The sequence below is a fragment of the Tepidiforma thermophila genome (genome assembly GCF_002563855.1).
GTDB classification, from domain to species: Bacteria; Chloroflexota; Dehalococcoidia; order Tepidiformales; family Tepidiformaceae; genus Tepidiforma; species Tepidiforma thermophila.
Window position 1 is genome coordinate 2,725,291 of sequence record NZ_PDJQ01000001.1, and the last position, 18,047, is coordinate 2,743,337.

Annotated in this window: 19 protein-coding genes and 3 pseudogenes; 8 read left to right on the plus strand and 14 right to left on the minus strand. The window is 69.5% G+C overall.

Translation table 11 applies throughout. The features are described 5' to 3' along the window. Both A9A59_RS13310 and A9A59_RS13315 read right to left on the minus strand, forming a co-directional pair. On the minus strand, positions 1 to 381 hold the full coding sequence (locus A9A59_RS13310; RefSeq protein ID WP_278286916.1) for a DUF805 domain-containing protein: 381 nt from the start codon (positions 379 to 381) through the stop codon (positions 1 to 3). 80 nt (positions 382 to 461) lie between these two features. Beyond that, entirely contained in the window at positions 462 to 890 is a 429-nt protein-coding gene (locus tag A9A59_RS13315; RefSeq protein ID WP_098504734.1) for a pyridoxamine 5'-phosphate oxidase family protein, read from the minus strand. Between the two features lie 102 nt (positions 891 to 992). Here A9A59_RS13315 and A9A59_RS13320 point away from each other — a divergent pair, with 102 nt between their 5' ends. Beyond that, positions 993 to 1,760, plus strand: coding sequence for a fumarylacetoacetate hydrolase family protein (locus A9A59_RS13320; RefSeq protein WP_098504735.1), 768 nt, complete (start codon positions 993 to 995; stop codon positions 1,758 to 1,760). Here A9A59_RS13320 and A9A59_RS13325 read toward each other — a convergent pair. Continuing rightward, on the minus strand, positions 1,757 to 2,845 hold the full coding sequence (locus A9A59_RS13325) for an EAL domain-containing protein (RefSeq protein WP_098504736.1): 1,089 nt from the start codon (positions 2,843 to 2,845) through the stop codon (positions 1,757 to 1,759). The two genes, A9A59_RS13320 and A9A59_RS13325, sit on opposite strands and share 4 nt — an antisense overlap. A gap of 40 nt (positions 2,846 to 2,885) precedes the next feature. Then, positions 2,886 to 3,431: a GTP cyclohydrolase I FolE gene (gene folE, locus A9A59_RS13330; RefSeq protein WP_423242402.1), complete on the minus strand. Its 546-nt coding sequence runs from the start codon at positions 3,429 to 3,431 to the stop codon at positions 2,886 to 2,888. A gap of 125 nt (positions 3,432 to 3,556) precedes the next feature. On the opposite strand from folE, the gene A9A59_RS13335 reads away from it, so the two are divergent. Next, positions 3,557 to 3,952, plus strand: coding sequence for a YkvA family protein (locus tag A9A59_RS13335; RefSeq protein ID WP_278286919.1), 396 nt, complete (start codon positions 3,557 to 3,559; stop codon positions 3,950 to 3,952). Positions 3,953 to 4,092: 140 nt separating this feature from the next. Here the strand turns inward: A9A59_RS13335 and A9A59_RS13340 are convergent, their stop codons facing one another. The 5 genes from A9A59_RS13340 to A9A59_RS13360 form a co-directional block, all read right to left on the minus strand. Next, positions 4,093 to 4,692 (minus strand): TetR/AcrR family transcriptional regulator, encoded by a 600-nt coding sequence (locus A9A59_RS13340; RefSeq protein WP_098504738.1) that lies wholly within the window; start codon positions 4,690 to 4,692, stop codon positions 4,093 to 4,095. A gap of 107 nt (positions 4,693 to 4,799) precedes the next feature. Then, on the minus strand, positions 4,800 to 6,578 hold the full coding sequence (locus A9A59_RS13345; protein WP_098504739.1) for a bifunctional diguanylate cyclase/phosphodiesterase: 1,779 nt from the start codon (positions 6,576 to 6,578) through the stop codon (positions 4,800 to 4,802). Between the two features lie 125 nt (positions 6,579 to 6,703). Then, the gene (locus tag A9A59_RS13350; RefSeq protein WP_098504740.1) at positions 6,704 to 7,183 is read right to left on the minus strand and encodes a GNAT family N-acetyltransferase; all 480 of its coding nucleotides are present in this window, start codon (positions 7,181 to 7,183) and stop codon (positions 6,704 to 6,706) included. Positions 7,184 to 7,189: 6 nt separating this feature from the next. Next, entirely contained in the window at positions 7,190 to 7,957 is a 768-nt protein-coding gene (locus A9A59_RS13355) for an SDR family NAD(P)-dependent oxidoreductase (RefSeq protein ID WP_098504741.1), read from the minus strand. Positions 7,958 to 8,021: 64 nt separating this feature from the next. Next, positions 8,022 to 8,732: a histidine phosphatase family protein gene (locus A9A59_RS13360; RefSeq protein WP_098504742.1), complete on the minus strand. Its 711-nt coding sequence runs from the start codon at positions 8,730 to 8,732 to the stop codon at positions 8,022 to 8,024. Between the two features lie 90 nt (positions 8,733 to 8,822). Between A9A59_RS13360 and A9A59_RS13365 the strand changes: the two genes are divergently transcribed. The 4 genes from A9A59_RS13365 to A9A59_RS13380 all read left to right on the plus strand — a co-directional run bounded on the left by A9A59_RS13365 (position 8,823) and on the right by A9A59_RS13380 (position 12,042). Beyond that, positions 8,823 to 9,755, plus strand: coding sequence for an LLM class flavin-dependent oxidoreductase (locus A9A59_RS13365; protein WP_098504743.1), 933 nt, complete (start codon positions 8,823 to 8,825; stop codon positions 9,753 to 9,755). Positions 9,756 to 9,806: 51 nt separating this feature from the next. Further along, the gene (locus A9A59_RS13370) at positions 9,807 to 10,796 is read left to right on the plus strand and encodes a 2-dehydropantoate 2-reductase (protein ID WP_165772743.1); all 990 of its coding nucleotides are present in this window, start codon (positions 9,807 to 9,809) and stop codon (positions 10,794 to 10,796) included. Between the two features lie 65 nt (positions 10,797 to 10,861). After that, the gene (locus A9A59_RS13375) at positions 10,862 to 11,383 is read left to right on the plus strand and encodes a DinB family protein (RefSeq protein WP_098504745.1); all 522 of its coding nucleotides are present in this window, start codon (positions 10,862 to 10,864) and stop codon (positions 11,381 to 11,383) included. A 119-nt stretch (positions 11,384 to 11,502) separates the two neighbouring features. Beyond that, positions 11,503 to 12,042: a Gmad2 immunoglobulin-like domain-containing protein gene (locus A9A59_RS13380; RefSeq protein ID WP_106427082.1), complete on the plus strand. Its 540-nt coding sequence runs from the start codon at positions 11,503 to 11,505 to the stop codon at positions 12,040 to 12,042. Between the two features lie 2 nt (positions 12,043 to 12,044). On the opposite strand, the gene A9A59_RS13385 is transcribed toward A9A59_RS13380, so the two are convergent. Both A9A59_RS13385 and A9A59_RS13390 read right to left on the minus strand, forming a co-directional pair. Then, positions 12,045 to 13,208: a pyridoxal phosphate-dependent aminotransferase gene (locus tag A9A59_RS13385; protein WP_098504747.1), complete on the minus strand. Its 1,164-nt coding sequence runs from the start codon at positions 13,206 to 13,208 to the stop codon at positions 12,045 to 12,047. 12 nt (positions 13,209 to 13,220) lie between these two features. Continuing rightward, complete coding sequence (locus A9A59_RS13390; RefSeq protein ID WP_098504748.1) at positions 13,221 to 14,885, minus strand: acyl-CoA mutase large subunit family protein; 1,665 nt, start codon at positions 14,883 to 14,885, stop codon at positions 13,221 to 13,223. A 130-nt stretch (positions 14,886 to 15,015) separates the two neighbouring features. On the opposite strand from A9A59_RS13390, the gene A9A59_RS13395 reads away from it, so the two are divergent. Further along, positions 15,016 to 15,516 (plus strand): YajQ family cyclic di-GMP-binding protein, encoded by a 501-nt coding sequence (locus A9A59_RS13395; protein WP_098502319.1) that lies wholly within the window; start codon positions 15,016 to 15,018, stop codon positions 15,514 to 15,516. Positions 15,517 to 15,526: 10 nt separating this feature from the next. On the opposite strand, the pseudogene A9A59_RS14490 reads toward A9A59_RS13395, so the two are convergent. The 3 genes and pseudogenes from A9A59_RS14490 to A9A59_RS14495 form a co-directional block, all read right to left on the minus strand. Then, positions 15,527 to 16,394 (minus strand): annotated as a pseudogene (locus A9A59_RS14490) (cytochrome c oxidase assembly protein). A 353-nt stretch (positions 16,395 to 16,747) separates the two neighbouring features. Continuing rightward, entirely contained in the window at positions 16,748 to 16,960 is a 213-nt protein-coding gene (locus tag A9A59_RS13825; protein ID WP_133117635.1) for a hypothetical protein, read from the minus strand. A gap of 313 nt (positions 16,961 to 17,273) precedes the next feature. Further along, positions 17,274 to 17,615 (minus strand): annotated as a pseudogene (locus tag A9A59_RS14495) (tetratricopeptide repeat protein); the annotation flags it as partial. Between A9A59_RS14495 and A9A59_RS14500 the strand changes: the two are divergent. Further along, positions 17,580 to 18,047, plus strand: a pseudogene (locus A9A59_RS14500) (hypothetical protein); the annotation flags it as partial. The pseudogenes A9A59_RS14495 and A9A59_RS14500 overlap by 36 nt on opposite strands.

Consider the following 18,047-nt stretch of genomic DNA (forward strand, 5'->3'; position numbering starts at 1 on the left):
TTATGGGGCCGCCGGGAGGGGTGCGTCGCCGTACTTGTTCGCGTAGGGCTGAGACGGCTGGGCGCAGAGCACGATGAGCGGGACGGTGCCGAGGATGGGGATCAGGCCAATGAGCTGGAGCCAGCCGGACTGGCCGATGTCGTGGAGGCGACGGGCGGTGACGGCAATTGAGGGCACCAATCCCGCGAGGATAAACAGGTAGTAGAGCGCGATCAATGCCCCTGCAATTCCCGACAGGAGGAAGAAGGCCAATCCGACCAAGAACTGGCCGAGGGTAAACCACCAGAACTCGGAGCGGCTGGCGCGGCCTTCGAAGAGGGCGTACCGCTTCCACGGTGAGAGCCACCACTGGATCGCAGTTGGCTGCTGTACGGCCTGCATCGCCCCTTCCCCAGAATTGGAATGCCGAGAACTCTATCCGGGGGCGACTGTCCGATGCAAGGCGTTGGCGGCGAGCGGGGTCAGGGCTGTTTGCTGTAGTCCCAGGAGATGTAGCGCGTTGGGGTGACCTCGATGTAGGCGGTGTCGGGGCCGACCTCGGCAGGGAGCTGGTCTTCGGGGACGCCGCGGCGGCGCATGGCTTCGCGGCGGAGCTGGAGCGCCTCAGCGGGGTCGGTAATGACGCGGCCGGTGCCCTGGATGCAGACACCTTTGATGTCCTGCGAGGTGGTGCCAGATTCGAGCATGACGGAGACCGCGGGATTGCGCTCGATGTTTTTGGTCTTCTGGGTGCCCTTGCGGCAGCCCATGTAGATCTTTTCGCCGAGGCGGAAGTAGCCGATGGGGACGGTGTGCGGGTGGCCGCTGGGGCTGATGGTGGAGAGGGCGATCCAGCCGGGGCGGGAATCGAGGAAGGCGTGGATTTCGTCGAGGGTCATTTTGGCGGGCATGCGGCGCCTCCGCGGGTGGATTGCCAGGGCGAGGGGTAGTGTGCGGTTGCCGCAGCGGCGCTGTCGAGTGAGGATGAGCCGGCAGTTGCGGGAGGTTTGCGCATGGCGCTGTACGTGCGGTTCGAAGGCCCGGATGGGCGACGCGGAGCCGGGCTCCTCGAGGGGGAGACGATCCGGGTGATTGCTGAGCCGTTCTGGGAGGAGACGCGGCCGACCGGGGAGGCGGTCGCGCTGGCGGACGTGCGGCTGCTGCCGCCGTGCGCGCCGCGGAGCATTGTGTGCGTGGGGCTGAACTACGCGAGCCACCTGCAGGGGCGGCCGGCCCCGGACCCGCCCACGCTGTTCTTCAAGCCGCTTTCGAGCATCGCGGGGCCGGGCGAGGCGATTGTGCTGCCGGCAGACTGCGGGCGGGTCGACCCCGAGGGAGAGATTGTCATCGTCATCGGGCGGCAGGTGAAGGGTGCCACCCGGGAGCAGGCGGAGGCGGCGATTTTCGGCTACACGGCGGGGAACGATGTCTCTGCGCGCGCCTGGCAGCAGCAGGACGGGCAGTGGTGGCGGGCGAAGGGGAGCGATACGTTCGGCGTCTTCGGGCCGGCGATCGTGACCGGGCTGCGGCACGACGAGCTGGAGGTGGTGACCCGGGTGAACGGCCGAGAGGTGCAGCGGGGCCGCTCGGCGGAGCTGATCCGTGACATCCCGGAGATTGTGCGGTACGTGAGCACGGTGATGACGCTGGTCCCCGGGGACATTATCTACACGGGGACGCCCGGCAGCCCGCCCGAGATCCGGCCGGGGGATGTTGTGGAGGTGGAGGTGACGGGCGCAGGGGTGCTGCGGAACCCGGTCGAGGCCGCGAGGCAGGGCTAGGCCGCGCGGGCGAAGGCTCCCTGCGGCAGCGGCCGGGCGGCGGGCCGGCCGAGGAGGTACCCCTGCACCAGGTCGACGCCGGCCTCGCGGACCACGCGCAGCTCATCGGGGGTTTCGATGCCCTCGGCGAGGGTGGTGATGCCGAGGTCGCGGGCCATTGCCACGATGCGCTGGACGATGGTCGCCCGGTAGGGGTTGGCGTCGATGCCGCGGACCAGCTGTATGTCGAGCTTGACGACGTCCGGGCGGACCTGGTCGAGGAGGTTGAGGGAGGCGAAACCTTCGCCGAAATCGTCGAGGGCGACGCCGAAGCCGGCGGCCCGGTAGGTATCGAGGATTCGCACGAGGTGACGGACATCCTCGATGCGCTGGGATTCAACGACTTCGAAGACGACGAGTTCCGACGGAATTCCAGCTTCGCGAACAGCTTCGACCGTAGAGCGGAGGCAAAAGGCCGGGTTGTAGATGGCTGTCGGGGTGAAGTTGATGAAGAGACGGCCGACACCGGCGCCGTTGCGGATGGCGAGGAGGCGGGCGAAGCGGTCGAGGTGGAACATCAGGTCGCCGGCGGCTGCTGCCGAGTAGAGCACGCCGGGCGGGATGATGGTGCGGCCGTCGCGTTCGAGACCGCGGAGGAGGCACTCGTGGGCGTAGAGGCGCCCGTCGGCGGTGAAGACGGGCTGGAACCAGGTCGTGGCGCGGTGTTCGGCGAGGAGGTCGACGAGCCAGCGGGCGCGTGCGCGGGCGAGGAAGCCTGCGAGGGTTTCCATGCGGAGGAGTGCGGGCAGGTCGACCGGGGCGCCAGCGGGGAGCACCAGGACGCGGGCGTCGTGCTGTTCGATGGAGGAGAAGGCGGCCTCGAGGCACTCGGCGAGCGCGCCCAGCTGACCGGGGCCGTAGGGAACGGAGAGGGTCGAGGGGACCTCAGAGCGCGGGCTGAAGCCTGCGCTCTCGAGCTGCTGGCCAACGCTGGCCAGGGAGGAGGCCAGGGGCGGAGCGACGACGAGAATGCCGCTCTCCGGGGGAGCGACGGGAAGGAGCTGGCAATCGACGCAGGGACCGGACGCGGACGAGGTATCGCTCACGCCGGGATTTTCGGCAGGTGCCTGGGGCGGCTGAAGGGGCTTAATGGTGGCCGTGGACGAGGGAGAGGAACTCGGCGCGGGTGACGTGGGAGTTCTTGAAGTCGCCGCGCATGGCGCTGGTGACCATGCGGGACCCGGGTTTTTTAATGCCGCGCATGGTCATGCAGAGGTGCTCGGCTTCGATGACGACGGCGACACCATCGGGCTGGAGGACGTCCTGGATGGCCTCGGCGATCTGGCTGGTGAGCTGCTCCTGGATTTGCGGGCGGCGGGCGTAGCCTTCGACGACGCGGGCGAGCTTGGAGATGCCGACGACGCGGCCATCGGGGATGTAGCCGACGTGGGCCTCGCCGTGGAAGGGGAGGAAGTGGTGCTCGCACATGCTGTAGAAGGGGATATTGCGGAGGATCACCATCTCGTCGTGGGCGACTTCGAAGCCGACGCGGAGGTGCTCGCGGGGGTCGTAGAACAGGCCCTCGAAGATCTCGGCGTACATCTCAGCGATGCGGCGGGGGGTATCGGCGAGGCCGTCGCGGGTCGGGTCATCGCCGATAGCTTTGAGGAGTTCGACGACGGCAGCGCGGATGCGGGCCTGGTCGGGGCCGGCGGTGGTAGTCACAGGGGTGGCTCCCGGGAGATGATCTCTTCGATGGTAGCAGGCGCGCGGGAGGAGGATGGCGAGGCGCCTGACAGTTTCGCAGGGGATTGCAGGTGCAGTGGCTCGCGGCAGCGGCGGCGGTGATGCTGCTCCTGGCCGCAATGTTCGCGGCGGGGTATGCAGGGCTTCGACGGAGTGCGGCGGGGCGGCGGTTCCTTGCGCTGCGCCGCGGGGCGAAGGTGCGGTTCCTGCGCGCGCTGCTCCGCAGGGGGCGGCTGGGCTGGGCCGGGAAGCTGGCCGTTCTCGGCCTGCTGGGGTATTTGCTGCTGCCGTTCGACCTGGTGCCCGACTTCATCCCGGTGCTGGGGCAGGCGGATGACGTCGCGGTGGTGGTGCTGTTCGCGTGGCTGCTGATCCTGGCGGTGTCTTCGGCGTCGCTGGAGGCGGCGTTCCGGGAGGCGGAGGCAGGGGACCGTTCGGCCGACGGGGAAGGGGACGAAGGGCCGTAGAGCGAGGCGGTGGCCGGGTGCAGGCTACGCGGGACCGCCGCGGTTTCTGTGGTGCCCCGGCGGCGCGGCGCGAAGGCGGGTGAGACGCCCCGGTCCCCCATTCCGGGATCCGCCTTCGCGCCGCCTGCTCTGTTTGGGGCCTAGCGCGCCAGGAGCGCGCGGGCGAGCTGCTGGATTTCGGGGATGACGAGGGGGTCGCCGGAGCGGCCGGCCCAGGCGCCGATGCCGAGGCAGGCCGTCATGACGGTGGTAATGAGCATGCGGGCGGCGGCATCGGCGGGGACAGGGCGGAACTCCCCGGACCTGATGCCGGCCTGGATGAGGTCGGTGAAGCTCCGCTGGAGCCACTCGGCGTATTCGTCGTCGAAGGACTGGTTGCGCGCGGCGAGACGGAAGACCGAGACGAGCAGGCGGCGATTTTCGTCGAGGTAGTCGGCGATGGCGGCGAGGGCGGTACAGACGCGCTCGATGGCGGGGGTATCGGCGGCAACGGCGGCGCGGTACCGGGCGACGGATTCATCGCGCGAGGCGCGCAGGACCTCGCGGAGGAGGTCTTCTTTGGAGGTGAAATAGCCGTAGAGGGTGCCGACGCCGGTATCGGCGCGCTCGGCGATTTGCTGGATGGAGGTCTCTTCGAAGCCGTTGGCGTGGAAGAGTTCGCTGGCGGCCTGGAGGATGGCGGCGCGCGTCCGGGCTTTGCGGCGCTCGAGGCGGCCCGGCGCAGTAGGGGCTGCGGTCATGCTGTCTCCGGTGCGAGGGGCTGGAGCCCGGCCGGCGGCGCGGGGCCGTTCGGTGTTCGGACTCGAATCCAGTCTACTCCCGGTTCGATCGAGGGGCCAGCGCGGCGTCAGGCAGCTTCGGCATCGGATTGTGCACCGGCGGGGGAAGGGGCGAGATCTTCGAAGATGTGGAAGGTATTGCCGCCGGCGTGCTTTACGAGCCGCTTGGCATTGGCGAGGATGGCGGCCAGCTCGGCGTATTCGAGGTGGGCGAGGCGGTCGAGGGGGCAGCCGGCGATGGAGACGGTGAGGGAGATGTCGGCCGGGAGTTTGCCGTCGGGGTCGAACCAGCGCGGCCGGCTGAGGACCCGGTAGCAGGCGGCGCGGAACGGTTCGAGATCGTCCTGGTGGAGGACGAGGATGAAATCGTCGCCGCCGACGTGGCCAACGAAGGCGTCGTGGCGGCCGGCGTTGGCGGCATCGACGAGGATGCGGGAGAGTTCATAGATAGCGGCATCGCCGTGGGCGAACCCGCAGGCGTCGTTGAAGAGCTTGAAGCGGTCGAGGTCGGCGTAGAAGACGTACCAGCCGGCGGGGTCGGTGCGGAGGCGCTCGAGGTGCTCGCGGATGCGGCGGTTGCCCGGGAGGCCGGTGAGGGGGTTGAGGTGGCGGGCTTCGGCGACCTCTTCGGCGAGGACGGCCTGGAGCAATTCGTGGACGCGGACGATACCGGCGAGGGCAGTGCCGTCGAGGATGACGAGCGGGTCCTGCTGGAAGGGTGCGGCACGCTCGAGGGCGGCGCGTGCGGCGACGCGAGGGGAGACGGACGCATCGACGCAGGTGGCGGGAACGCAGAGCTCGGCGGCGGGGCGGCGCCCGTTGAGGGGGAGGCCGAACTGGCCGGACATCCGTTCGAAGATGCGGCCACGGGTGACGATACCTTCGACCTGGCTGCCATCGAGGACAATAACCGCTTCGAGGTGGCGATTGCGGGCGAAGTGGTCCATGAGGCGCGCGCCGGGGGTTTCGGCGTTGACGGTTGGGGTGATGGTGACGAGGTCGCCGACGCGGGTGACGACGGGTGCTTCGCGGCGCTGGCGATTGGCGCGGTGAATGGCAAGGCGGGCGTCGGGGCCGACGGGGCACGGGAGCGCTTCCGGCCGGCCGAGGAAGTATCCCTGGCCGAAGTCGGCGCCGAGCTCGACGAATGCGGCGAGCTGCTCGCGGGTTTCGATGCCTTCGGCGACGACGCGGGCGCCGACCTGGCGGGCGAAGGTGCAGATGGCCTCGACCATGGAGCGGCGGCCGCGGTCGAACTCGATGTCGCGGGCGAGCCAGCGGTCGAGCTTGATGAAGTCGGGGCGGAGTTCGACGATGGACTGGAGGCTGGAGGGGCCGGCGCCGGCGTCATCGATGGCGAAGAGGAAGCCGGCGGTGCGGAAGGCGCTGACGATGCGGCGCATCTGGTCGAAGTCGCTGATGGCGCGTTCTTCGGTGATTTCGAGGACGACGCGCTCAGGCTGGAGGCCGTGGCGGCGGACGATGGACTGGAACGAGGCGGGCCCGAGGAGGCCGGAGGTGAGGGCCGTCGGCGTGCAGTTGAGGAAGAGGAGCTGTTCGTGGGCGAGGAGCCTGCCGAGGCGGGCGACGGCGGCGAGCCGCCAGGCGTGGTCGACCTGCTCGAGGAGGTTGCAGGCGCTGGCAGCGGCGAGGAACTCCTGGGGGGCATCGAGCGGGGCCGGGGCTTCGGGGCGGGAGAGGGCCTCGTAGCCGAGGATGTCGCCGGTGGAGAGGGAGCCGATCGGCTGGCAGAGGGTGCGGACAGCGCCGGTTTCGAGGACGTGGCGCACGGCGCGCCGGGCGGCGGCGGCGGAGAGCGTTGCGGCGAGGGGGCCGAGTGGCGGCATCGGTCGTCGGCGCTCCTTTGCGAAAACCTCACCGGGAGTGTCGGAAGGCCGCGGCGGGCGCCGTACGGTCTGCGACGTTCGTTAAACGAGCTGTAACCGGCTGTCTCCCGGGTGCGCCGGGCGGGCTAGGGTGCAGGCCTGTCGAGGCGGTTGCGATAGATGCCGGGGTCGCTGCCGGGGATAGCGAATGCGCCGACAGTACGTTCGTAGAAGGCGGCCGGCCCAACGCTGCCGATGACGGCGTAGGCGTACCCCTCGGCGGCCATGGCGTGCAGGGCGAGGAGCAGGAGGGCGGTGCCGATGCCGCGGCCACGCTCGACTTCGGCGACGCCGGTTGGGCCGAAAAAGTTCGGCCGGGTGGCGTGGAAGCAGGCGAAGCCGAGGAGTTCGGCCCCGCGCTGGGCGACGAAACAGGTCGCGGGGCTGCGTGCGAGCGCGACCTCGGTTTCATCGACCCATCCTGGGAAGTGGGCGCGGACGAAGGCGAGGACGGCAGAGCGTTCGTAGGCCTCGGGGCGGCGGCAGACAATGCCGGCCGGTGCGAGCCGTTCGAGGACCGGCCCGGCGGGCGGGAGGTCGTACAGCCGCACGAGCATGTCGGTCATGGGGCGTCAGGCGAGGGCGCCGCCATCGAGGATGAGCGTTTGCCCGGTGGTGAAGGAGCTGGCGGGGCTGGCGAAGTAGACGACGGCGCCGGCCATCTCATCGGGCTCGCCGATGCGCTTCAGGGCGGAGGTTTGGACGGAATTCTTGAGGATGGCTTCGTTCTCCCAGAGGGCGCGGGAGAACTCGGTGCGGATGAGGCCGGGGGCGATGCAGTTCACGCGGATGCCATCGGCGCCCCACTCCTTGGCGCAGACCTGGGTGAGCATGATGATGGCGGCCTTGGAGACGGAGTAGGCGCCGAGGCCGGTGGAGGCGCGGAAGCCGCCGGTTGAGCTGACGTTGATGATGGAGCCGCCCTGGCCGTGCTCGAGAATCGCCTGGCGGACGAGCTTGCTGAGGAAGAACACGGATTTGACGTTGGTGTTCATGACGGTGTCCCAGGCGCGCTCGTCGAGGTTCGCGACGGGGCCGAAGACGGGGTTGGTGGCGGCGTTGTTGACGAGGATGTCGATGCGGCCGAGCTGGCGCTTGGTCTCGGCCACGAGGTTTTCGAGGGCGGCCATGTCGCGGACGTTGGTGGGGACGGCGATGCCGCGGCGGCCGGTGGCGCGGATGGCGGCGACGGTCTCCTCGAGCGATTCGGGCTTGCGGGCGGCGACGCAGACGTCGGCACCGGCCTCGGCGAGGGCGATAGCGATGGAGCGGCCGATGCCGCGGCTGCCGCCGGTGACGATGGCGACCTTGCCGGCGAGGGAGAAATCGGCGATGGGCACAGGAACCTCCGGAACAGGATGCGGGTGGGCGGATTCTATCCCGGGCCAGCGCTGTGCGCCGGGGTCAGTGGCTGACGAGGTTCCACTCGCCCGTGCGGAGATGGTGGACGTCGTTCAGCGACTGGAGTGCGCGGACGCCTTCGCCGGCGAAGACGACGGAGATGGAGGCGTGGGCGGGGCGGAAGAACATGTCGTAGGGGCTGGCGATGATGTGCCCGATGTAGGCGTTGATGACGCCGCCGTGGCAGGCGATGACGACGCGCTTACCCTGGTTGCCGGCGATGATGGCTTCGACGGCGTTGACGGTGCGCTTGCGGAATTCGAACGAGGACTCGGAGTAGGGGTAGACGTCCCACTTGCGCTCGCGGAGCATCCGCTCGCGGATGCCGAGGAGGAGGTCGCGCCCGAGGAATTCGAGGGCGGACTTCTCGGGCGGGATATCGCGGAAGATTTCGACTTCGCGGAGGTCGTGGACGACGATGGGCTCGAGGCGGTGGTGGCGGGCGATGGCGCGGCCGGTTTCGAGGGCGCGCTGCAGGGGGCTGGTGTAGACGGCGTCGACCCGGTCGACGGAGAGGCGGGCGGCGACGGCGTCGGCCTGCTGGCGGCCGCGCTCGCTGAGGGGCGGGTCGAAGGTATCGCCGACGGGGCCGTTGCGCGGGTCGGGGACGAACTGTTCGCCGTGGCGGACGAAGATGAGCTCGGTGACGCCTTCGACATCGGTGAGGAAGGCGCGGTCGAAGATCATGGGTGAGCGAGCGGGGCCGTGGGACATGGGTGCTCCGGGCAGTTTGTGGATTTCTGGAGGGACTATCCCAGATGCGGGTGAACGCGGAAAGCGCCGGGCGGCCTATGATGTGGGGCCATGGAGGCGCCGCACGTTTCGGTGATGCTGCGGGGATGGGATATCCGCACGGGAACGACGGGCGAGATGGTGCTCGAAGCGGCCCGGCGGGCGGAGGCGCTCGGCATCGACGGACTGGTGGCGGGCGACCATGTGACGTTCTACGGCTTTGGGAATGACGGGCTGGTGACGCTGACGGCGGCGGCGGCAGTGACGGAGCGGATCGACCTGAAGACGGCGGTGTACCTGCTGCCGCTTCGGCACCCGGTGCCGGTGGCGCTGCAGGTGGCGCAGCTGGACCAGCTGAGCATGGGGCGGTTCACGCTGGGAATCGGCGTGGGCGGGGAGGACCCGCACGAGTTCTGGAGCTGCGGGGTAGACCCGCGGACGCGCGGCGCGCGGGCGAACGAGGCGATCGCGATCCTGCGGCGGCTGTGGACGGAGGACGGCGTGACGTTCCGGGGGCGGCACTTCACGCTCGAGGAGGTGACGGTCTACCCGAAGCCATTCCGGCCGGTGCCGATCTTCGTGGGCGGGAGGAGCGAGGCGGCGCTGCGGCGGGCGGGCCGGCTGGGCGATGGGTACACCGGCATCTGGCTGACGCCGGAGCGGTTCGGGGAGGCGATGGAGCGGGTGGGGGCCTTCGCGGAGGAGGCCGGGCGGGACCCGGGCGCGGTGGAGGGCGGGATGCAGTTCTGGACGAGCGTGGCGGCGGACCGGGCTGCGGCGCGGGAGCTCGTGGCGCGGGGAATGGAGGCGACCTACCGGCTGCCGTTCGAGCGGTTCGAGCGGTACACGCCGTTCGGGACAGCGCGTGAGGTCGCGGAGTTTATCTGGGCGTTCGTGGAGCGGGGCGCACGGCACGTGAACCTGATTACGACACAGGCGACGCCAGAGGAGGCGATCGAGCGGGCGGCGGAGGTGCGGGCAGCGCTCCACGAGCTGGCGGACTGAGTCGGGGAGCCAGAGCTGCCGCGCGGGCGCGGGCTCGGGTATCCTTCGGGCGTGGCGCGGATTGCTGTTATCGGTGCGGGCGCGGTCGGCGGCTACTACGGCGGACGGCTGGCGCTGGCGGGGCACGACGTGCGGTTCCTCGTGCGGAGCGACTACGCGGCGTGGAAGGCGCGGGGGCTGCGCGTCTTCAGCAAGGACGGGGATTTCACCCTGCCGGACGTGCAGGCGTTCCGCGACCCGGCCGAACTCGGGACGGCGGACTGGGTGATCTGTGCGCTGAAGGCAACGGCGATCGACGAGGCGGCAGACCTGATTGCGCCCTGCGCCGGGCCGGAGACGCGGATTGCGGCGCTGATGAACGGGCTGGGGAACGAGCAGCGGCTGGCGGAGCGGTTCCCGGCGCGGCGGATCTTCGGGGCGATGGCGTTTGTCTGCATCAACCGGGGCGAGCCGGGCGTCATCCATCACCTCGAATACGGGCGCGTGTCGGTGGGGCACCTCGAAGATGACCCGGCGGAGACCGCGCTGCTGGCCGAGCTATTCCGGGGCGCGGGCATCGAGACGGTCATCGCGCCGAACCTGCGATACGCACGGTGGGAAAAGCTCTGCTGGAATGTGCCGTTCAACGGGCTGAGCGTGGCGGGCGGCGGGATCGGCACGCGGACGATTCTCGAGGACCGGGAGCTGCGCGCGTTCGCCGAGGGTGCGATGCGGGAGGTGGTCCGGGCCGGGAATGCCGACCTCGCGGCAGCCGGGAGCGAGGCGCGGCTGGACGAGGAGGATGTGGTGCGGCGGATGTTCGCCCAGACGGAAGCGATGGCGGACTACCGGACGAGCATGGTGATCGACTTGGTGCTCGGGCGGCCGCTGGAGGCGGAGGCGATCCTGGGGAACCCGGTGCGCCGGGCGCGGGAGCTGGCCGTTCAGGTGCCGCGGATGGAGGCGCTATACGCACTGGTGCGGCACGCGGACCTGGCGCGGCGGGGCGAGCGACGGCTGCTGACGCCGGAGGACCTGCGGCTGCCCGAATCCGTTGTTTGAAGAAACTTACCGACGGGTATAGACTCCCGGGGCACGCGCAACGACTGTGGCCAAGGGAGGATTGCATGACCGGGATTCGTGAACTGCTGATCGATGGCATCGAGCAGGTGAACAGCTGGTGGGAGGACGCGCTGAAGAACCTGACCGACGAGCAGGCGAACTGGCTGCTGCCGGGCAACACGGTAAGCATTGGGTTCAATGCGTGGCACGCGCTCCGCACGCAGGACGATATCGTCAACTTCGTGCTGCAGGGGCGGAAGCCGACGGTGTGGATGTCGGAAGGGTTTGCCGAGCGGCTTGGGCTGCCGCCTGTTGGGCAGGGGACGGGGATGTCGCTGGAGGAAGCGCGGAAGCTGCAGGTGCAGGTGGCGCCGCTCCGGGAGTACAACCAGCGCGTGAAAGAGGTGACGCTGGAGTTCATCAAGAACGTGCCGCTGGAGGACCTTGAGGCGATCCAGCCGATTCGCCCGCTGGGCGAGATGCCGAAGTGGAAGGTGCTGCGGCAGGTGGTGATGACGCACAGCTTCATGCACCTCGGAGAGGTGAACGCCATCAAGGGCGCGCAGGGGATGGCGTTCGGCATCTAACCCCTGAAGCAGCGTCGGCGACGCAGCGCACGCCGGATCAGCGGGCGTAAGATTCGTGGCGGTCTGCCGGTCGTACCTGCAGAAACGGCGCTCCAGTGCGCCTCTATGGAGGAGGAACGATGCCCTGGTACCGGGTTGCACGGGTTTCGCTTGTGGCGCTGGCGCTCGGCGGCGTCGCGCTGCTGGGTGCCTGCAGCGACAAGGACGAGCCGGCTCCGCCGGCGGCGGGAACGGCCACCGCCGCACCGGCGACGGCCGCGCCGACCGGCCCGGCCCAGCCTACGCCGACGGCGCCGGCACCCAGCCCGACGCCCGCGCTAACCGGGATGTGCCCGCCGAACCCGGACCCGGCCCCGGCGACCGTCGCCGTCGTGACGCAGCCGGCCCCGAACGCGAGCGTGACGAGCCCGCTCACGGTGACGGGTATGGTCGAGGCGTTCGAGGCGACCTTCCAGGCGCAGCTGCTGGACGCGCAGCAGAACCAGCTGGCGCACGTGGTGGGGATGGCCCAGCAGGGGCAGGTGCTCTCGCCGTTCAGTGTGCAGCTGACGTTCACGGTGTCGGCGCCGACGCCGGGGTGCCTGCGCATCTACCAGCAGAGCGCGAAAGACGGTTCTGACACGAAGATTGTGCACGTGCCGGTGGTGCTGATGCCGTAGGGCTAGCGGCTGGCGAGCCGGCGGGCTGCCTCGCGGAGCGTCTCGTCGGACTTGGAGAAGGTGAAGCGGACCATCCGGCTGCCGGCGTCGCTGCCGGGGCGGTAGAAGCTGGAGCCGGGGACGGGGGCGACGCCGATATCGCGGATGAGGTGGTGGGCGAAGGCGGTGTCGTCGCCGTCGAACCCGAGGGCAGAGAAGTCGGCCATGATGTAGTAGGCGCCCTCGGGCTGGTGGCAGGCGAAGCCGGCTGCGCGGAGCGCGTCGAGGAGGATGGCGCGCTTGGCGGCGTACATCTCGCGGAGTTCGGGGTAGTACGCATCGGCCTGTTCGATGGCGACGGCGGCAGCTTCCTGGAGCGGAGCGGGGGCGCCGACAGTGAGGAAGTCGTGCACCTTGCGGAGCGCGTCGGTGAGGTGCGGCGGGGCTATGAGGTAGCCGAGCCGCCAGCCGGTGACAGAGAAGGTCTTGGAGAGGCCGCTAATGGTGATGGTCCGCTGGTACATGCCCGGCAGCGTGGCGATGGGGATGTGCTCGCGGCCGTCGTAGAGGATGTGCTCGTAGATTTCGTCGGTGATGCAGAGGGTGTCGAATTCCTGGCAGAGGGCGGCGATCTGCTCGAGTTCGGCGCGGGAGAAGACCTTGCCGCTGGGGTTGTTCGGCGTGTTGACGATGATGGCGCGGGTGCGCGGCGAGAAGGCCCGGCGGAGCTCGCCGGGGTCGAAGGAGAAGTTTTCGCCGCGGAGGGTGACGAAGACGAGGCGCGCGCCGGACATGGCGGCATCGGGCACGTAGTTCTCGTAGAAGGGCTCGAAGACGATGACCTCGTCGCCGTCCTCGACGACGGCGAGCATGGCGCACATCATCGCCTCGGTGGCGCCGCAGGTGACGGTGACCTCGCGGTCGGGGTCGATGTCGAGGCCGTAGAATCGGCGGGTTTTTTCGGCGATGGCGCGGCGGAGGCGGGGTGAGCCCCAGGTGATGGCGTACTGGTTGATGTCGGCGTTGATGGCGTCGACGGCGGCCTGTTTGATGAACGCGGGTGCCGGGAAATCGGGGTAGCCCTGGGCGAGGTTCATGGCGCCGTGGAGCATGGCGAGGCGGGTCATCTCGCGGATGACCGATTCGCTGAAGACGCTCGTGCGGCGCGCGATGTGGGCGCGGGGCATCGACCGGAAAGATTACACCACCACGTGCTCCCGGTATTCGCCGAAGACGCGGCGCCACATGTTGCAGACCTCGCCGACGGTTGCCCCGGCGTTCACGGCATCGAGGATGTAGGGCATGGTGTTCGCCCTGGGGTCGCGGCTGGCGTTTTCGAGGGCCTGCATGGCGGCGGCCCAGCGGTCGGGGTCTCGCTCGGCGCGGTGCTTCTTGAGGCGGGCGAGGTGGCGCTTCTCGCCCTCGGGGTCCATGCGGAGGATGGGGATCTCTTTCGGTTCGTCGAGGACGTACTCGTTGACCCCGACGATGATGCGGTCGCGGGTGTCGACTTCGCGCTGGAAGCGGGCGGAGGCGTCAGCGATTTCCTTCTGGAGGTAGCCGGATTCGATGGCAGGGATGACGCCGCCGAGCGCTTCGATCTTTTCGATGTAGTCGAGGGCGTCGCGTTCGATATCGGCGGTGAGCCGTTCGACGAACCAGGAGCCGCCGAGCGGGTCGACGGTGTTGATGACGCCGGTCTCGTGGAGGATGACCTGCTGGGTGCGGACGGCGAGGCGGGCGGCTTTGTCGGAGGGGAGGGCGATCGCTTCGTCCATGGCGTCGGTGTGGAGCGACTGGGTGCCGCCGAGGACGGCTGCGAGCGCCTGGATGGCGACGCGGATGAGGTTGACCTCGGGCTGCTGTTCAGTGAGGGAGACTCCGGCGGTCTGGGTATGGAAGCGGAGGACCCAGGAGCGCGGGTTCTTCGCGCCGAAGCGTTCGCGCATCTGGCGGGCCCAGATGCGGCGTGCGGCGCGGTACTTGGCGATTTCTTCGAAGAAGTCGTTGTGGGCGTTGAAGAAGAAGGAGATCCGGGGTGCGAAGCTATCGATATCGAGGCCGCGGGCGAGGGCCCACTTCACGTACTCGATACCGTCGGCGAGGGTGAAGGCGAGCTCCTGGGCTGCCGTGGCGCCGGCTTCGCGGATGTGGTAGCCGGAGACGGAGATGGGGTTCCAGAGGGGCATCTCCTTCGATGCGAACTCGATGGTGTCGGTAACGAGACGCATCGATTCGGCCGGCGGGTAGATGAACTCGTTCTGGGCGATGTACTCCTTGAGGATGTCGTTCTGGAGGGTGCCGGCGAGCTTCGCGCGGGGGATGCCGCGCTTTTCGGCGGCAGCGATGAAGAGGGCCCAGACGACGGGCGCCGGGCTGTTGATGGTCATGGAGGTGGTGATTTTGTCGAGGGGGATGCCCTCGAGGAGGATCTCCATGTCGCCGAGGTGGTCGACGGCGACGCCGCAGGCGCCGAATTCGCCTTCGGCCCAGGGGTCATCGTGGTCGTAGCCCATGAGGGTGGGCATATCGAAGGCGATGGAGAGGCCGTTGTTGCCGGCAGCGAGGAGGTCCTTGTACCGCTGGTTGGTCTCTTCGACGGAGCCGAAGCCGCTGAACATGCGGATGGTCCAGGGCTTGCCGCGGTAGCCGGTGCGGTGGATGCCGCGGGTGAAGGGGTAGTTGCCGGGGAGGTTGATGTCGCGTTCGTAGTCGAGATCCGCGGTGTCGGTCGGGTCGTAGACGCGGTTGATAGGGCGGCCGGAGACGGTCATGAAGGGGCCGGCGAGCTCTTTGCCTTCGCGCAGGACGGCCTCGTCGTACTCGGCGCGAAGCTGGCGGGCGCGGTCGGGGTCGACGTGCATGGCGGGCTCCGGTAAGGGCGAGTTTTGGCCGGCTGGCCAAACGGTATTGGACGTACTCTACACGAATCCGGCGGGAGGGAGGGAGGGGGTGGGGTGCGCGTTGGCGGGGGGCGGGGGTACGCTCGTGGGCATGGCGAAGGACGAGAGTTTCGACATCACGACGGGCGCGGACCTCCAGGAAGTAGCGAACGCGATCAACCAGGCGCGGAAGGAGATTGGGACGCGGTTCGACTTCAAGGGGGTGGTCGCCGAGATCGACTACGAGCACGGGACGAACCGGTTCGTGCTGCACGCGCAGGACGACTACAAGCTGGAGGCGATGTGGCAGGTGGTGGCGCAGCGGATGGTGGCGCGGAACGTACCGCTGAAGAACCTGGTGCGGGGGACGCCGCAGAAGGCCTCGGGCGGGACGCTGCGGCAGGAGGTGACGATCGTGCAGGGGATTGAGCAGGAGATTGCGCGGAAGATTGTGAAGTTCATCAAGGAGCAGAAGTACAAGAAGGCGCAGGCGCAGATCCAGGGGGATGCGGTGCGGGTGAGTTCGCCGAGCCGGGACGAACTGCAGCAGGTGATCCGGGACGTGAAGGCGCAGGACTGGGGGATTGAGCTGAAGTTCGGGAACTTCCGGTAGCGCGGCCCGGTCAGATGGGGCGGTGGAAAACCTGTTCGAGGGCGGCGCGGCGGCGGCGTTCGACTTCACGCTGGAGCGCGAGGCGGCGGTCGATGCGGCGCTGGTTGCGCGCTTCGTAGCGGATCCAGCCGACGACGATGGCGGCCAGGGCAGCCACGAAGATGATGTTGCCGGCGAGCCAGAGGATCATGATGGCGATGCGCTGGTCGGTGATCGGGTCGGGGGCCCAACCGGGGGCGCGGGCGGCGAAGCCGCTGTGCATGGCGGTGTTCATGCTGAGGAACATGCCGCCGAAGAGGGCCTTATGGGTCATTTCGACGAAGACGTAGAGGGCGCGGAGGGGGTAGGGGAGGCGCCAGCGAGCGGGTCGATGGCGAGTGCGGGCATCCAAAAGAGGAGGCCGGTGAGGAGGAGCGAGGCGAGCTGGAAATCGCGGAGGAGCCCGTGCTCGGCAGCGAGGTCGGTGAGGCGCGTGAACTGCCAGAGGTAGGTGAGGACGGCGAAGAGGAGCCAGGTGAAGACGGGGAAGGTGAGGACGGCGGCGAGGCGGCTCCGGTAGAGGGCGCGGAGGCGGCGACGGCCGGCGGGGGAGGCGACGCGGAAGGCGAGGGTGAGGGGCGCGCCGAGGAGCAGGAGGGCGGCGCGACCATGGTGAGCAGGAGGAACCCGAGGAAGTTGATCCAGAGGACCCGGTTGCCGAGGTGCTCGATGGGGGTCACGGCGACGGCCAGGACGACCGCGACACCGGCGGCAAAGGCGGCAGCGCGCCATGGGGAGTGGGCGCCGGCGGCGGCCCGCCATGCGCGGGCGTAGGCCGCGAGGACGAGGATGGCGGCCGGGAGCCAGAGGGGGTCGAGCGTCCAGCCGGCGAAGGTCACAGGTCAGCGCACTCCGAAGGCTTCGAAGGTGAGGATGGTGTAGGTTTCGCGGACGTGGGGGATGGCGTGGATGTCGCGTTCGATGACGCGGCCGATGCTGTCGATGTCGTCGACGTAGAGCTTTGGCCAGGAGGTCGTACTGGCCGGTGATGCTGTAGCACTCGGAGAAGGAGGGCACTTCGGCGACACGGTTGGCGACGGCCGTGGTGTGCCCGGGTCGGTCTTGATCATCACGAAGACTGCGCGCATGGATGGAGTGTACGGCATGGCCGCCAGGGCCCTGCGGTGGCCATGGTCACCGCGGGCGGCGTTGCGGGGAGGGGTCGAAGGGCGGGAGAGCCTGGGACCGAACGTCAATAGTCGGTGCCGGGCCGGCCGGCGAGGGCATCGCGGAGCTGGGCAAGGCGGCTGCGCTCGGCGAGGAGTTCGAGGATGCGGAGCGCCTGGGCGGGGGTTGGCTGCTCGCCGGCCTGGAGCAGGAGCCGCTGCACTTCGCGGTCGATGGCCTCGATCTGGCGGTTGAGCTGGGCGATGGTCGGGCCGGGCGTGCCGCCGGAGCCGGGCACTGGAGTCCCGTCCTGGCCCGGGGTGGGCTGGGGCGTGGCGCCGGCTGCGGGGTTTGGCCGCCCTGGCCGGGCAGGGGGGTGCCCTGGCCGGGACCGGGTGTGCCCCCGGCACCCGGGGAGGGTGTCCCGGCGGCCCATTGGGTGTGGGTGACTGCCCGGGGGCGGGTGAGGGGTCGCCGGGGTGTCGGCGTCGGCGCCGGCTCGGGCGGGTAGAGGAGGCGAGTACGACCTCGAAGTCATGGCGGGAGGCGTCGTCGGAGGGGTCGATGATGAGGGCGTCGCGGAAAGCGGAGAGGGCCTCGGGCAGACGGCCGGCTTCGAACTGGTGGTGGCCGATACTGGCGAAGGCGCGCCGGCGGATTTCCGGGTCGTTGGATTCGAGGGCGCGCCGGGCGTTGCGGATGGCGTCTTCGTAGCGGCCGGCGGCGTGGTAGGCGGCGGCGAGGTTGAGGGCGATATCGGGGTCACTCGGGCGCTCGACCTGTGCTTCAAGGAAGGCCTCGATGGCGGTTTCGGGGTCGCCGGCCTCGAGGGCCGCGCGGCCGCGTTCGTTCGCCTGGTAGGCCGGGGAAGCGCAGCCTGCGAGGAGCAGGGCCAGCGCGGCAGCGGCAGGGAGGAGATGGGCGGGACGGCGGGGGCGGAAGCGTTCGACCAAGGTGCCCAGGAGGACGGCGGCGAGGGCAGCGCCGGCGAAGAGCTGGAACCGCTCGACGGGGAGGGTAGTGGTGCGCTCGTCGAGGCGGGTGCGCTCGAGTGCGCGGATGCGGCCTTCGACGACGCCGGGAACGACGACGAGGTTGGTGCCCAGGTAGCGGCCGCCCGCGGCGGCAGCGAGGGCGCGGAGGAACGGCTCATCGAGGCGGGAGACGATCGGCTGCCGGCGGCATCGAGGCGGGGGCTGACGCGGCCGGTCAGCGGGTCAACGGCGGGGACGATGCCGCCATCCGGGGTGCCGACGCCGGCAACGAGGAGCTCGACGCCGGAGGCGCGGATGCTCTCGGCGACTGCGGCGACGTCGCCGCCGAGGTTGTCGCCATCGGTCAGGAGGAGGATGAGCCGGCCTGCGGAGGAGTCGTCGGCGAGGAGG